Raw genomic sequence first — 14,690 nt, 5'->3', positions numbered from 1 at the left:
GCACCGAGTGCGGTTTATCTCGTTTGTCCGACACCCGGGCTCGACCTGACAGCGGCGGCGCGCTAACCTCCCGCTTGTGGTATCCCGCCCCGGATGCCGGGCTCGGTTTCCTTTTGGCTGATGCCTGACGCGATGGCCTCGGAATCCCTCGGGGCGAGGTTGCTGACGTAACGCGGTGAGGCGTCTCCGGTTGATCGATCGCTGATGACCGGAAGCGCGCTCCCGAGCCCATCACAGCGCGATCCGGTCCATGACCCAAGACAAGGCTGAGCAGACGTTGGCACAGGGTGTGGACCAGACGCCCGACGAAGACTATCGCCTGCTGATCGAGAATCAGACGGATCTTGTCGTGAAGGTCGACCCCGAGGGTCGCTTCCTGTTCGTCAGTCCCAGTTATTGTCGTACCTTCGGTCGAACCAAGGCCGAGCTGATCGGGCGCACCTTCATGCCCTCTGTGCACGAGGACGACCGAGCCGCAACCGCGGCGGCGATGGCGAAACTTCTCAAGCCTCCGCATACCTGTACCATCGAGCAACGGGCCTTGACCGTCGACGGCTGGCGATGGTTCGCGTGGTCCGATACCGCGGTCCTGGATCCCGACGGACGGGTCTCGGCGATCATCGGTGTCGGACGCGACGTGACCGAGCGCAAAGAGACCGAGGCCGAATTGGCGGCGGCAACGCGGCGGTTCGAGCTTGCCGTTGAGGGCGGCGAAATCGGTCTTTACGACGGCTCCGTTTTGTCCTTGGACATGACGGTCGATGCCCGCTATTTGGCCATGCTCGGCTATGGCGTCGGCGAGATTCAAATCAATCTCGAGAGCTGGCGACAGATGCTGCATCCGGACGATCGCGACCGCGTCGCGGCCCTTGCCGAGCCGGTGACGGGTGGCGGCCTCGATCGGTTCGAGGCGGAGTACCGAATGCGTCATCGTGACGGGCATTGGGTCTGGATCCAGGACCGTGCCCGGATCTACGAGCGGGACGCGGACGGCAATGCCATACGTATCGCCGGCACCCACATCGACGTCACCCGGCGCAAGGTCGCGGAGTTGAAGCTCGAGTACCTCGTCGGTCACGACGAGTTGACCGGCCTGCTGAATCGACGCGGCGTCTGGCAGTCGGTGCAGCGGATTCATGCCCAGGGTCTGCGTTCGGGCAGGCCGTGCTGTCTTGCAATCCTGGACCTCGACCACTTCAAGCTCGTCAATGACGCCTATGGCCATGGTGTCGGTGACGAGGTATTGAAACGCGTATCTGCGATATTGCTCCGGGAGGTACGGCAAGCCGATTGGCTGGGGCGTTGGGGTGGCGAGGAATTCGTGATCGCGCTGCCCGAGACGAACGAGGTGCAGGCGCGAACCGGTCTCGAGCGCATTCGCGAGAGCGTCGCCGCTCGGTCACTCGAGATCAATGGCCAGGAGATTCGCGTGACCTTGAGCATCGGTTTTGCGACCTGCCATTCCGACGAGGGTGATCCGCGGGACGTTTTGGCCCGAGCGGATATGGCCCTCTACCATGCCAAGAACGCAGGACGGAACCGGGTGTGCTACGACGGAAACGACAGCGGCGTTTACGCGGTTTCGATGGCTGTTTTGGTCCAGTCAGCGCTTCAGACCGCACGCATCCTTCCGGCGTTTCAGCCCATCCTCGACCTTCGTGATCGCCGGGTTGTCGCCGAAGAATCGTTGGCCCGCATCGTTGCTGCGGACGGCCGTATCCTGGCCGCATCCGCCTTCATCGAGATCGCCGAGCAGCTTGGCCTGCTGCATCGCATCGACAGCATGCTCCTGAGTGCGACCGCGGCCCGGCTCAAATTTCCCGGTGAATCGACTGAAAGCCCGCTGTTCGACTTCGTGCACCTGTCGGGAGACCTGGTCCGCCATCCGGACATCCTGATGGCCTTGGCGCGCGAGCTGGACGGGGTGTGCAAGACTGCGAACGGCGCGCTGCCCCTGGTGCTGACGCTCAACGAGCGACAGATTACGGCAGAAACGGAGCAGGTCGCACGGGCGCTGGCGCCCCTGCTGGACCTGGGATGCAAGATCGCGGTGAGCGACTACGGAGGAGACGCCTCGTCGTTTCGCTTTTTGATCCATCTGCCGGTCAGCTTTATCCAGCTCGATGCGAACCTCGTTCGGTTGGCCAGCGAATCCGCGCGTGCGCAGTCCATCTTGGCCACGATTCAGCACTCCGCGAAGGATCTCGGCATTACGACCATTGCCAAGCAAATCGAAGACGAGAGCACCTTACAACGGCTCCTCGAGCTGGGCGTCGATTGGGGCTCGGGGTATCTCTTGGGACGGCCGTCGGAACCGAGCTGACGCGCCGCGCCGAGGGTCTGTTCCACCGGACTACAGCCTCTTGCGCGTCAGGGCGAGCAGGGCGGCACCGTAAGCGGCATCCTGATGCTCGGCGCTCATCACCGGGATTCCGAGGATCTGGGTGCGCATCGCCGTCCAAGTCGGATTCGCCGCGCCACCTCCGATGCTCGCGATCCGCCGAGGCGGCGGTGCGCCCAGCTCGGCCAGCCGCGCGTAGCCTTCCGCCTCGATGCGGGCGATGCCTTCCAGGAGACCGTGCAGGAAGTCCTGCGGCTCGCTCGGGCGCGGTGATAGGCGAGGTGCGAGGCCGGGATCGTTCCTCGGAAAGCGCTCGCCGGTTCCGATGAGCGGGTAATAATCCAGGCCGGATGGTCTCTCGGGATCGATCCCGAGGCTGAGCGAGGCGATCTCGGCGTTGCTGAAGTACCTGCGCAAGACCGCGCCGCCGCTGTTGGATGCGCCTCCGACCAACCAAGCGTCGCCGAAGCGATGGCTGTAGATCCCGTAGGCGGAAGCCGTCACCGGACGCTCCGACAGGATCTTCAGAACCAGCGTGCTGCCCAGGCAGGTGACCGCATCGCCGGGCTGCTGTGCCCCGGCGGCAATCACTGCGGCCGTGCTGTCCGTTGTCCCGGCAAGAACCTGAACGGTCGACGGCCAGCCGAGCCGGTCCGCGAGGGTTGTGTCGAGGGGGCCGATCGGATCACCGGGTGCGACGACATGCGGCAGGCGAATCCCGTCGGGGATCAGCGCCGACACCCAATCCGGCCAGCGCAGATGCTCGGTGTCGTACCCCAGCTTCAAGGCATTGTTCCAGTCGCTGACACCATGGTGCCCGGTCAGGCGCCCGAGGATCCAGTCCGCTTGGTGCAGCGCCAGCGCGGTGGTACGTGGGCGTTGTCTGCTCAGATGCATGAGCTTGGCGAGACTTGCGCTTGGCCCGCGCGCCGGGCTGTCCGGTGGGGCCACCGCATCGATCAGGGCCGACTCCGCAACCGCGCGCCGGTCGTTGTACATGAGCGCGGGCCCGCACGGCTTGCCGTCGGGCGTCGTCAGCAGGAGGGTGGCGGAGGTAGCGTCGAGACAGATGGCCGCCGCCTCTCGCCCGGGCGGCAGAGCGGCGCCGACCTGCGTCAGGGTGTCGAGCACCACCTGCCACCACAGCTCGGGATCCTGTTCGTACCGGCCGGGAGCCGGGCTCAGCGGCCCGGCAAGGCAGGTGCGTGCCGAAGCGAGCTCCCTGCCGGCTGCGTCGATCGCTACCGCGCGACAGCCGGATGTGCCGAGATCGATACCGATCCAGGCCAGACCGCGCGTCGACCTGGCGCCGTGTGCCATCGGGTTTCGGAATCCCTGCCGGGGAACCGCCGAGATCAGGGGAGCTGGACGGGATCCGCCGGGCGCCAACCGGCGGCGCGATGTTCGGCGACCACCGTCGTGTAGATCCCGCCGCGGACATTGAAGGCCGCGGTCAGACGCATGAAGCGCGGCTCGGTCGCCGCGACCAGGTCGCCGAGGATCTCGTTGGTCACCGCCTCGTGAAAGGCACCTTGGTCGCGATAGGTCCAGACGTAGAGTTTCAGCGCCTTGAGCTCCACGCAACGCGCCTCCGGGACATACTCCAGCGTCAGCTCCGCAAAGTCCGGCTGTCCGGTCTTGGGGCACAGACAGGTGAACTCCGGGATCTGGATCCGGATGCTGTAGTCACGCTCGGGCTGTGGGTTGGGAAAGGTCTCGAGCGCACGGCTCGGGGCGGTGGACATGGTGCTTGGTCTCCGGGAAACAGGGAACCCGATTGCCGTCGCCATGGGCGATCGATCGGGGGGGTGAAAGTGGCTGTGAAAGGTTACCATGCCGTGCCCGTGCGGCGCTCTGCGGGTCGTACCGCAGGCGGCTCTTCGGCCGGATCCGGGTCAGGTCGAGAGCGCCGATTTCGCCGATTGAGACGGTGATACACCGCGCGAAAAAGGTGACTTAGCGGCATTTTGCGTTCGGTCTCAGGCACCATCCCGGCGAAAAAAGGGTGTTTGCTCATGGCCCCGGACTTGCATTCCGATTTCCGAGAATCGGAAAGTATTTCGAGTCCGTCGGAATTGCGGAGATTCAAAATGGCTTCACGATTGCGGGTCAGCGACCTCGCATCCCTCGGTTTGCACCCGTGTAGCCCAGGGTGGAGCTTCGATGTTGTATCGCGCTCTCAGCGGTTCGAGCGCAAGGGGTTGCGTCGCATCAAGGGTAATCGAGCGAGCGGTTTCACGCTCGTAGAGTTGATGATCGTCGTGGCCATCATCGGGATCTTGGCGGCACTCGCCGTGCCGGCGTATCAGAACTATGTGATCCGAGCGCGCGTCAGCGAGGGCCTGGGGCTGATGTCCGGTGCAAAGCCTGCGATTGCGGAGCACTATGCGTCGACAGGCTCGATGCCCGCCTCTTTAGAGGATTTGGGCTGGGGTGGGATCAACTCCTCGGATCCGGGATTCGGCAAGACGAAAACAGAGCGAGCTTTATTCGAGGATGTCTTCGGATTCGAGAGCGATCTCTGGAGCCATCTTGAGTGGCAGGTCAAGTCGAACTGCCCCACAGCCGGTAATTGCGGCCTCCTGGTACTGCGGACGATCGGGTCAAAGGTCACCGGCAATGTCGATATCGGTCTATGCCTTCAGGCAAAGGGTACCGATGGCGGCGTGCGTTTTCGCTGTATCGTCAACGATCAAGTCGCGCGGCGTCCATTTGTGCCTGCCGTGTGCCGGAACGGCAACGCCGATGACTTTACGAGTTGGTGATCCACTCGATCTCTAAACCTCGTCCAAAGCAGACCCCTCGGCATGCACCGGGCCGCGTCTTTCAACGCAGCCCGGATATCCGCTCGGGACGCGTTTTAGCTCAGCACCCCGGTTTGTACCGCAGATCCAGCGTATAGGGATGCTCCCCCGCCGGCTCGTGCGGCGGCGGGTCGATCGGCCCCGGGGTATGGCCCATCAGCCGGAAGCGGGCGATACGTCGGCTTTCCGCCTCGTAGCTGTTCACCGGGAAGTTGCTCTCGCTGCGACCGCCCGGATGGGCGACATAGTAGGTGCAGCCACCCAGGCTCGCCCGGTTCCAGAGATCGACAATCTCGAACAGAAGCGGGCTGTGCGAGGGGATGGTCGGGTGTAGACCGGACGGCGGGCTCCACGCCTTGAAGCGGATCCCCGCCACGAACTCGGCCTTGCGTCCCGTCGGTCGCAGCGGCACACGCCGGCCATTGCACACCAGTACATGCCGATCGCCGACCATGCCGTTGACCTTCACCTGCATCCGCTCCACCGAGCTGTCGACGAAGCGGGCGGTGCCCTGCGCCGTGACCTCTTCGCCCAGGACATGCCAAGGCTCGATGGCTGCACGCAGCTCCATGTCGATCCCGTTCTCGGTGACCAGATCCCCGTAGTGCGGGAAGCGGAACTCGAAGAAGGGATCGAACCAGGCCGGATCGAAGGGATAGCCGGCACGCTGCAGGTCGCAGATGACGTCGTTGAAGTCCTGCCGCACGAAATGGGGCAGCAGGAAACGATCATGCAGCTCGGTGCCCCAGCGCACGGGCTTACGGCGGTAGGGTTCCTTCCAGAAGCGCGCGACCAGGGTCCGCAGCAGGAGCATCTGGGCGAGGCTCATGCGGGCGTGCGGCGGCATCTCGAAGGCGCGGAACTCGACCAGGCCCTGACGCCCGGAGGCGCTGTCGGGCGAGTAGAGCTTGTCGATGCAGAACTCGGTGCGGTGGGTGTTGCCGGTGACGTCGGTCAGCAGGTTGCGCAGCACCCGATCGACCACCCAAGGCTGCGGCACCTCGCCGGGCGGCATCTGCTGGAATGCGATGTCGAGCTCGTAGAGCCGGTCGTCGCGTGCCTCGTCGACCCGCGGGGCCTGGCTGGTCGGGCCGATGAACATCCCCGAGAAGAGATAGGACAGGCTCGGGTGATGCTGCCAGTAGCCGATCAGGCTCTGCACCAGATCGGGCTTGCGCAGGAGCGGGCTGTCCGCCGGGGTCGGGCCGCCGAGGGTGACGTGGTTTCCGCCGCCGGTGCCCGTGTGGCGGCCGTCGAGCATGAACTTCTCGGTGCCGAGCCGGGCTTGGCGTGCCTCTTCGTAGAGGATCTGGGTGTCGCGCACCATGTCGTCCCAGCTCTCGGACGGATGGATGTTGACCTCGATGACGCCGGGATCGGGCGTGACCGCCAGCTTCTGGAGCCGATGGTCGCGCGGCGGCTCGTAGCCCTCGATGATGATGGGCATCTTGAGCTCGGCAGCCGTGTCCTCCAGACAGAGCACAAGATCCAACCAATGCTCCAGATGCGTGAGCGGCGGCATGAAGCAGTACAGCCGACCTTCGCGCGGCTCGATGCAAAGCGCGGTGCGGATCAGGTCCGGATGCAGGTCGTCCGGCAAGGCGACCTGCGGGTGCAGCGACTGGTGCGACTCGTCCGGAGGCGTCACGCGCCCGTAGCGCGCGGCGAGATCCTGCGGCCGGTGACCCTGCTCGCGGATGGTCTGCGGCGCTTGGGCCGGCTCGACCAGACGCGTGTAACGGCGCGCCACCTCGTCGAAGGGCGAGCGCAGCGCGGTGACCGCCTCGAAGGGGTTGCGCTCGGGGACCGTATCCAGCTCACCCTCGGGGATGTAGGGCAGGGCATCCAGGGGCAGGCGGAAGCCCATCGGGGAGTCGCCCGGGATCAGGAAGAGGTTGCCGTCGCGGAAGGTCCAGCGCCCGCTCTTCCAGCGCCCCTCGGCACCGAATCCCCACCAGCGCAACGGCAGCACATAGCCCGCGACGCGGTTCAGGCCCTGTTGAAAGAGCCGGGTCAGGCGCTTGCGTTCGTTGGGGTCCTTGAGCTTGTTGTCGAGCGGGTCGACGTTCGCCGGCAGGCGTGCCTCTTTCCAAAGATAGTAGAAGACGTCTTCATGGGCCTCCGACGCGAACGTCGGATCCACGCCCAGGTGACGGGCCAGGGTGCGCACGAAGATCTCGGCCTCCGCGGGCCCGTGGCCGTATTGCGTGTTCTCCAGGCCGAACAGCTCGGGGTTTCGCCAGACCGGCTGACCGTCCTTGCGCCAGAAACAGGACAGCGCCCAGCGCGGCAGCTGTTCGCCCGGGTACCATTTGCCTTGCCCGATGTGCAGAAGCCCGCCGGGTGCGAAGTGGCGCTTGAGGCGCAGCATCAGATCCTCGGCCAGGATCTTCTTGGTCGGGCCGAGGGCTGCGATATTCCACTCCGCGCCGTCCATGTCGTCGATCGAGACGAAGGTCGGCTCGCCCCCCATGGTCAGGCGCACGTCGTTGGCCTTGAGCTCGGCGTCGACCTGATGGCCGAGCGACTCGATCGCTGCCCACTGCTCGTCGGTGTAGGGCTTGGTGACCCGCGGGTCCTCGTGGATGCGCGTGATCTCGTTGTGGAAATAGAGCTCGACCTCGCACTTGTCCGTCGCGCCCGTGATGGGTGCGGCGCTGCGCGGTGCCGGCGAGCAGGCGAGCGGGATGTGGCCTTCGCCCGCGAACAGCCCCGAGGTGGGATCGAGCCCGATCCAGCCGGCGCCCGGCACATAGACCTCGGCCCAGGCGTGCAGGTCGGTGAAGTCGGCCTCCGGACCGGACGGGCCGTCGAGCGATTTCACATCCGCCGTCAACTGCACCAGGTAGCCGGAGACAAAACGCGCAGCCAGACCCAGGTGGCGCAGGATCTGCACCAGCAGCCAGGCGGAATCGCGGCACGAGCCCAGACGCCGGTTCAGGGTCTCCTCGCAGGTCTGGACCCCGACCTCCATGCGGATGACGTAGTTGATGTCTTGCTGAAGACGCTGGTTCAGATCCACGAGGAAGTAGACCGTCTCGCGCTTGGTCCGGTCCACGGCCGAGAGCCACTCCGTCAGCAGCGCTCCGCTCTCGGTCACTTCGAGGTAGGGTGCCAGCTCTTTGCGCAGGTCGGGCTCGTACTCGAAGGGGTAATAGAAGGCATAGTCTTCGAGAAAGAAGTCGAAGGGATTGATCGTGATCATCTCGGCGATCACGTCGACCTCGACCGTCAGCGTCTTGGCTTTTTCGGGAAAGACCAGGCGTGCCAGGTAGTTGCCGAAGGCATCCTGCTGCCAGTTGATGAAATGCTCGGCGGGTTCGACCTTCAGCGAGTAGGAACGGATCGGTGTGCGGCAGTGCGGGGCCGGACGCAGGCGCACGACATGCGGCGCGAGGTTCACCGAGCGGTCGAAGCGGTATTCGGTCTTATGATTAATGGCGACGAGGATCGACATCGGGGCTGGGTTCCTAACTGAAGTGTCGTGTGTCGAGTCGGACTGTCGTACCGCGGCGCAGGCCGGGTTCGGTCAGACAACGAAGGACGGTTCGAGGTGTTGCTGTCTTACCGTGGGGTGGCGATCCGCGGTGATCATTAAGCAAAGATCGTTCCGAAGTGTCGCCGAGGGATTCGGTTCAGGTGCCAACGATCCCACAAAATTCCGGCGCTGTCTTGCGAAACGGCTTGCGCGTCGGCTGCCGAGGGGTTTCGAGGTCAACGGGGACAGGGAGTCCGCTGCACGCAAGCCCGAGCCGTTCGGTCAAGCGCGAGTCGGGGGCGGGGGCGTGCGCCGATCCAGCGACGTGCCCCGTGGCGGCCCGGTCGGCGTGCCCATTGTTGGTGCGTTCGCTGCCTGAAGCATCGTCCGATGCCGGTCTTTGATGCGCCGACCATTCTCTTACGGCGCAACGGGTATACCATTCAGCGTATCTTGAGTGTCCTCCGGAGAAGCCCACGCCCATGGACCTGCGCGCCATCTGCCTCGCCCTCCTGCTGGCCCCCTTGGTGCAGGCCGCGGATGTGCCCGTCGAGACGGGTGCACCCCGGTCGACCGGGCCTGAACCGTCTCTGGATCCGCATCTGGATCCGGAGCACATGCAACGCGGCTATGTGGGCGTCGCGGTCTGCGCAGAGTGCCACCAGGCGGAGTTTGATCTTTGGAATGGCTCCGACCATGACCGTGCGATGACGCAGGCGACGCCGGACACCGTCCTCGGCAACTTCGACGATGCCGAGATCGAGGCGCACGGCGTCACATCCCGCTTCTTTCGCCGGGACGGCGGCTACTTCGTGCAGACCGACGGACCCGACGGGGCGCTGCGGGACTATCCGATCCGCTACACCTTCGGCTGGTCTCCCTTGCAGCAATATCTGATCGCGTTTCCGGGCGGGCGACTCCAGGCGCTCGGCCTGGCCTGGGATACGCGCTCGCCGGAGGAGGGCGGGCAGCGCTGGTTTCATCTCTACCCCGATGCCGATCCGAATGCGCCGATGGACCACAGCAACCCGGTCCATTGGACCGCCGCGGAGCAGACCTGGAACTATCAATGCGCGGACTGCCATTCCACCGACCTGCAAAAACGCTACGACGCCGAGCGACAGATCTACGACACCCGATACGCGGAGATCAACGTCGCCTGCGAGGCCTGTCACGGACCCGGTGCCCGTCATGTCGAATGGGCCAAGGCGCGGCCGGCCGGTGAGAACGCCGAGTCGGCTGCGGCGACCGATGCCGACGGTCGCGGTTTACTGGTCGAACTTAAGGATCGCGACGGCGGTGTCTGGCAGATCAATCCCGAGACAGGCAAGCCGGAGCGATCCGTGACCCGCTCGCCCCAAGGCGGTCCGCACCTCCAGAGCGAGACCTGCGCCCGTTGTCATTCCAGACGCGGCCGTATCCAGGACACGCCGAGCCCGGGCGAACCCCTGCATCAGGGTTTCCGCCTCGCCCTGCTCGATCCCGCGCTCTACTTCCCGGATGGCCAGATCAAGGACGAGGTCTTCGTCCACGGCTCCTTTATCCAAAGCCGGATGTACCATCAAGGGGTCGTGTGCAGCGACTGCCACGAGCCTCATAGCCTCGAACTGCTCGCCGAGGGCAACGCCGTCTGCGCCCGCTGCCATACGCCCGCCCGCTACGATTCGCCCGAGCACCATCACCACCCGGCCGGCTCGACCGGCGCCGCCTGCGTGGCCTGTCATATGCCCCAACGCTTTTACATGGTCGTGGACGAGCGCGCCGACCACAGCCTGCGCGTGCCTCGGCCTGATCTGTCCCTGACGCTTGGCACACCGAACGCCTGCAACGCCTGTCATCAGGATAAGGATGCCGCTTGGGCCGCGAGCGCGGTGGAGACCTGGTATCCGGACCCGGCGTATCGGGGACCGCACTTCGGCGAGGCGCTGCATGCGGCGGACACCAATGCCCCGGATGCCGGCGCGCGGCTGCTCGCACTCGCGGCCGATTCAACCCAACCCGCCATTGCTCGGGCCAGCGCCCTGGAGCGGCTCCGCGACCACGCAGATCCGACTGCACTTCCGACCGTGCAGCGCCTGCTCGACGACCCGCAGGCACAGGTGCGCGCGCAAGCGGTGCGCGTCCTGGACCTCGCGGACCTGCAGACCCGGGTCGAGCTGGTCTGGCCGCTGCTCTCCGATCCGGCGCTTACGGTGAGACTGGAGGCCGCGCGCGTGCTGGCGCCGATGATGACGCAAGGCATCGGGGGCGAGCTGGCGGATCGCCTCAGTGCCGCATTGGAGGAGTATGCGATGGCGGAGATGGTGAATGCCGACCGACCGGAGGCACACCTGAATCTCGGCCTGCTGGCATTCGATGCCGGCGAGTCGCGTGTCGCCGAGCAGGCGTATCGCACCGCCCTGAGCCTTGATCGACGCTTCACCCCGGCGCGAGTGAACCTGGCCGACCTCTATCGGGCGCTGGGCCGCGAGTCCGATGCCGTGGCAGAGCTGACGGCCGGACTCGCCGCGGAGCCCGCCACAGCCTCAGAGCGCGCCGACCTACACTACGCATTGGGTCTTGCCCAGGTCCGATCAAAGCGGCTCGATGCCGCCGTCCAAGAGCTGGCGCGTGCCGCGGATCTGTCCCCGCACAACAGCCGCTATGCCTACGTCTACGCCGTCGCGCTCGACGGTGCCGATCGGACCCCGGAGGCACTCTCCATCCTCGAAGCCGCCCAGGGTAAAGCCCCGACCGATCGCGACATCCTGATCGCCCTGATCCAATACAATGCCAAGCTCGACCGAGCGGATGCCGCCGAGCGCTGGCTTGAGAGACTCCGCGTTCAAGCCCCGGACGATCCAGTCCTGAAGCAGCTCGGGGAGCAGTCTGGCACGTTGCACTCGGATTTATAGCGAATGTACGCTGGCTTTCAGCCACATTACACGTCCCGGACCCCGCCTTTCGAAAAAGCCACGTGCGCTCGGTATGGTGTTGGCTTATCGGGCGCAGTGTTTGCTTAGGCAACCCGGCAGGCTTCCAAACCGTTCGCAGGCAGTTTCGACGGCAGCGATCCGGGAGCCGCTGCCTGACGGACATCGAGGCGGAGCTGACTGAATGATTGATACGATAAGCTGGCTGGCCCTTGCTTTTGCGGCCGGCTTGGCCGCGCGCCAGATCGGATTGCCGCCGCTGGTGGGCTATCTCGTGGCGGGTTTTACCTTGCACGCTTTCGGGGCAGAGGCGACCTCGATGGTCAACACGCTATCGGACTTGGGCGTGACCCTTCTGCTCTTTTCCATCGGCCTCAAGCTCAAGCTGAAGAGCCTGGCCGAGCCCCAGGTCTGGGGCGTCGCCGGCCTGCATATGGTTGCCTTCATCGGTGTGCTCGTGCCGGCCCTCTTGACGTTCGGTGCGCTCGGCGTGCCCTATCTGGGCGAGCTCGGTCATCGGAACACTCTGATCCTCGCCTTCGCGCTCAGCTTCTCGAGCACCGTCTTCGCCGTGAAGGTGCTCGAGGAGAAGGGCGAGATGGGCTCGCTGTACGGCACCATCGCGATCGGTATCCTGATCGTTCAGGATCTCGCGGCGGTGCTTTTTCTGGCCTTCTCCTTGGGCAAGGTGCCGATGCTCTGGTCCTTGCTGCTCTTCTCCTTGATCCCTTTGCGCGGCGTCATCGGCCGGGTCCTGGATCGCGCCGGACATGGCGAGCTGCTGTTGTTGTTCGGTATCACCTTCGCGCTCGGCGGCGCCCAGCTCTTCGAGGCGCTGCACATCAAGGGTGATTTGGGCGCCCTGCTGCTCGGGATCTTGATCGCCCCGCATGCCAAGTCCGGGGAGTTGGCGAAGACCCTACTCGGACTCAAGGATCTCTTTCTGGTCGGGTTCTTCCTGAGCATCGGGTTGACCGCAGTACCCAGTGCCGATATGGCGCCGACCGTGCTGCTGCTGGTGCTGTTCCTGGTGTTGAAGGGGTTCCTGTTCGAGCAGCTGTTGTTGGCCTTTCGGCTGCGTGCCCGCACGGCCTTGCTCGGGAGCCTGTCGCTGGCGAGCTACAGCGAGTTCGGTCTGATCGTGGCCGCCATCGCCGAGAAGTCGGGCTGGTTGTCGTCGGATTGGCTCGCCATCGTCGCGATCACCGTCGGCGTGTCGCTGGTGATTGCCGCTTTCCTCGATTCGCGCGCGCATGGCCTCTACGAGCTGTTCAGCGATCGGCTGCGGCGCCAGGAGCGAACCGTACGCCTGCCGATCGAGCGCGAGATCGATCCTGCGGACGCCAACGCGATGATTATCGGGATGGGGCGCGTCGGCACCGGCGCCTACGATACGCTCACGATGGACAAGGGGCTCAAACCCGTCGGTATCGACGCGGACCCGGATGCCGTCGCACGGCACTCGGCGAGCGGTCGCAATGTCGTTCAGGGCAGCGCAACGGACGCTGACTTTTGGCACCGTTTGCATCTGAACGACGGTCACATCAAGGTGGTGCTCTTGGCGATGCCGCAGGTCTCGGAGAACGTCTTCGCCGCCGAGCACCTGATCAAGGAGGGTTTCGCGGGAACCATCGGCGCCATCGCAAAATTTCCCGATGACGAGGCGATCCTGCGGGCCGCCGGCGTCAGCCAGGTCTTCAACCTCTATGCAGAGGCGGGTGCCGGATTTGCTCAGCATGTTTGCACGGGGCGCGGGCGCGAGGTCGAGGATCGACTCTCCCGACTGCAGCGCGCAGCCGCCGGTGTCGATGATGCGAGATGAAACAATCTCCCGCACAGTGGGGGAGGTAGATGCGGTCGCTAAACCGCGCCCGGTGCGGTATGCGTCGTTTTTTGGATTGGCTTGGCCGCGCATGCTCGGACGACCGCCGCAGCAGGCGCGGTTTAACGATACAGAAACAAGGTGAATACCTGATTCACGGGATGGGTAGAGCGTAGCGAAACCCTTCTTTTCCGCCCCGCCACCTGGATTGGGCGTCTGAGCGGGTAGGATGGGTTTCGCTGCGCTCTACCCATCCTACGTGTTTCGGTTGTTTTTGAATCGTTCCTTAGGCGCTCATGGCGAGGGGAGGGCCGTCGAGGGCGTCGACGAGATGGGGGATTTGCGACAAGGCCGGCGCGCCGTCCATGAGCAGCGCGATCGGCATGACCTCGAAGATCTCCTCGGGCGGCGCACCGAAATCGAGCGCAGCACGTGCGTGCAGGTGGATATGATCGCGGCGCTGCTCCACCAGTGCGATGCCCAAGGCGATCAACTCGCGGACGTGATGCTGGATCGGTCCGCGCCCGAGGACGTATTCCCGCCAGGAATCCTCCCAAGAGTCCCACATCTCGCCGCCTTCACGCGGGCTCGCCTTGAGAAAGAGCGCAATCTTGCGGACCTGCGTGAGCTCTCCGGGCATCACGTGCAGGCGGATGGCCTCCTTGGTGTGGATGTCGATGCAGCGTCTGCACTGCTTCGTCAGGGCCATACCCAAGGTGATCAGCTCTTTGTTTTTCCGATCGATGATGCCCTTGCGGGTACTGACCTGAGACATCTCGCTGATGATCTCGAGGAACTCCTCGAGACCGTACTCGCGGGCGCGGGTCAGGGACTGCTTGAAACTGTCGGGACTGCTCATATGCGCTACTGCCGATGGATGCGTGAAAAGAACGATGAGACCATGGGGTCTATTAGGTCCATTAGAAGTTTAGCAACTATTGTACCGTAGAATGTTGCAGTGCAGCAGGCGTCGGGCATCCGAGGCGAGGTTTTTTCTAACCGACGGGTTCCGATCAACGACCTGGCCGGCGATCGCAATCTCGCTTGCGCGATCCTGGTGACGGGCCCATATTGAGATGATGCGCCGCGCTCATCCCGCCACCGTGATGCTGATCCTCTTCTGCGTCTTGGCATTCCAGACGCAGACCTGGTCGCGTGTCGCGCTGCCCTGCGAGCACATCGCCGATCTCGGCGGTAGCTGTCCCATGCACGGCACATCCCTCTCCCAAGGCGATCCGCAAGCCACGCCCGGAGACGGCGGCGATTCTCTCTTCGATTGCGCCAAGTGCGCCTTGGCCTATGCCCTCGGTGCCCTGCAGGTCGCGCCCTCTTC

At 64.7% G+C, this 14,690-nt stretch carries 8 protein-coding genes and 1 pseudogene; 5 read left to right on the top strand and 4 right to left on the bottom strand.

The window, feature by feature from the left end:
• Positions 1–250 precede the first annotated feature (250 nt).
• Positions 251–2,323 carry a diguanylate cyclase gene (locus GPT33_RS03095; protein WP_296805817.1) on the top strand — a complete coding sequence of 691 codons (2,073 nt, stop codon included), beginning with the start codon at positions 251–253 and terminating at the stop codon, positions 2,321–2,323.
• Positions 2,324–2,353: 30 nt separating this feature from the next.
• Here the strand turns inward: GPT33_RS03095 and GPT33_RS03090 are convergent, their stop codons facing one another.
• Positions 2,354–3,661, bottom strand: a complete 1,308-nt coding sequence (locus GPT33_RS03090) for an FGGY-family carbohydrate kinase (RefSeq protein ID WP_296805816.1) — start codon at positions 3,659–3,661, stop codon at positions 2,354–2,356.
• A 35-nt stretch (positions 3,662–3,696) separates the two neighbouring features.
• Positions 3,697–4,086, bottom strand: coding sequence for a preQ(1) synthase (gene queF / locus GPT33_RS03085; protein WP_007191121.1), 390 nt, complete (start codon positions 4,084–4,086; stop codon positions 3,697–3,699).
• A gap of 465 nt (positions 4,087–4,551) precedes the next feature.
• Between queF and GPT33_RS03080 the strand changes: the two are divergent.
• A pseudogene (locus GPT33_RS03080) lies at positions 4,552–4,770 on the top strand (prepilin-type N-terminal cleavage/methylation domain-containing protein); the annotation flags it as partial.
• Between the two features lie 436 nt (positions 4,771–5,206).
• Here GPT33_RS03080 and GPT33_RS03075 read toward each other — a convergent pair.
• Positions 5,207–8,602, bottom strand: a complete 3,396-nt coding sequence (locus GPT33_RS03075; protein ID WP_296805815.1) for a transglutaminase family protein — start codon at positions 8,600–8,602, stop codon at positions 5,207–5,209.
• Between the two features lie 503 nt (positions 8,603–9,105).
• On the opposite strand from GPT33_RS03075, the gene GPT33_RS03070 reads away from it, so the two are divergent.
• Positions 9,106–11,517 carry a tetratricopeptide repeat protein gene (locus GPT33_RS03070; RefSeq protein WP_296805814.1) on the top strand — a complete coding sequence of 804 codons (2,412 nt, stop codon included), beginning with the start codon at positions 9,106–9,108 and terminating at the stop codon, positions 11,515–11,517.
• 202 nt (positions 11,518–11,719) lie between these two features.
• Positions 11,720–13,357, top strand: a complete 1,638-nt coding sequence (locus GPT33_RS03065; RefSeq protein WP_296805813.1) for a cation:proton antiporter family protein — start codon at positions 11,720–11,722, stop codon at positions 13,355–13,357.
• 286 nt (positions 13,358–13,643) lie between these two features.
• On the opposite strand, the gene GPT33_RS03060 is transcribed toward GPT33_RS03065, so the two are convergent.
• Entirely contained in the window at positions 13,644–14,216 is a 573-nt protein-coding gene (locus tag GPT33_RS03060) for a carboxymuconolactone decarboxylase family protein (protein WP_296805812.1), read from the bottom strand.
• 217 nt (positions 14,217–14,433) lie between these two features.
• Between GPT33_RS03060 and GPT33_RS03055 the strand changes: the two genes are divergently transcribed.
• A partial coding sequence (locus GPT33_RS03055) for a hypothetical protein (RefSeq protein ID WP_296805811.1) occupies positions 14,434–14,690 on the top strand: 257 nt, incomplete at its 3' end.

This window comes from Thiocapsa sp. (genome assembly GCF_011390875.1).
Classification (GTDB): domain Bacteria; phylum Pseudomonadota; class Gammaproteobacteria; order Chromatiales; family Chromatiaceae; genus Thiocapsa.
This window is presented reverse-complemented; position numbering and strand designations above follow the sequence as displayed.

Coding starts and splice junctions, on each gene's coding strand:
- GPT33_RS03075 (WP_296805815.1), bottom strand. CDS start 8,602: ATGTCGATCCTCGTCGCCATTAATCATAAGACCGAATACCGCTTCGAC.
- GPT33_RS03090 (WP_296805816.1), bottom strand. CDS start 3,661: ATGGCACACGGCGCCAGGTCGACGCGCGGTCTGGCCTGGATCGGTATC.
- GPT33_RS03070 (WP_296805814.1), top strand. CDS start 9,106: ATGGACCTGCGCGCCATCTGCCTCGCCCTCCTGCTGGCCCCCTTGGTG.
- queF (WP_007191121.1), bottom strand. CDS start 4,086: ATGTCCACCGCCCCGAGCCGTGCGCTCGAGACCTTTCCCAACCCACAG.
- GPT33_RS03060 (WP_296805812.1), bottom strand. CDS start 14,216: ATGAGCAGTCCCGACAGTTTCAAGCAGTCCCTGACCCGCGCCCGCGAG.
- GPT33_RS03065 (WP_296805813.1), top strand. CDS start 11,720: ATGATTGATACGATAAGCTGGCTGGCCCTTGCTTTTGCGGCCGGCTTG.
- GPT33_RS03095 (WP_296805817.1), top strand. CDS start 251: ATGACCCAAGACAAGGCTGAGCAGACGTTGGCACAGGGTGTGGACCAG.